Annotated in this window: 1 pseudogene; it reads right to left on the bottom strand. The window is 70.9% G+C overall.

Annotated elements, in window-relative coordinates:
• Positions 1-285, bottom strand: a pseudogene (locus tag EN846_RS34695) (DeoR family transcriptional regulator); the annotation flags it as partial.

A 285-nucleotide genomic window follows, 5' to 3' on the forward strand; every position in this document is an offset into this window, starting at 1 on the left:
CCGCATCCATTGCCCACACGCCGGTGTCGCCGTCCACCGCGCAGGGGCCGGGCAGGTACACATCGGCACGCAGGCGCTGCACCTGGGCCAGTGCTTCGGCACCGACCGCGCCGCCACCGCTGGCCAGGCGGCCGCCGATCAGCTGCACCGAGGTGCCATCAAGCAGGCTGGCGGCGGTGGCGATCTGTGGCGCATTGGTGATCACCGTCAGGCCGAGGGCGGCCGGCAACTGCTGGGCGATCACCAGATTGGTTGAACCGGCATCGAGCAGTACGACCTGGCCGG

Source organism: Mesorhizobium sp. M4B.F.Ca.ET.203.01.1.1 (assembly GCF_004791025.1).
In the GTDB taxonomy this organism is placed as follows: Bacteria; Pseudomonadota; Alphaproteobacteria; order Rhizobiales; family Rhizobiaceae; genus Mesorhizobium; species Mesorhizobium abyssinicae.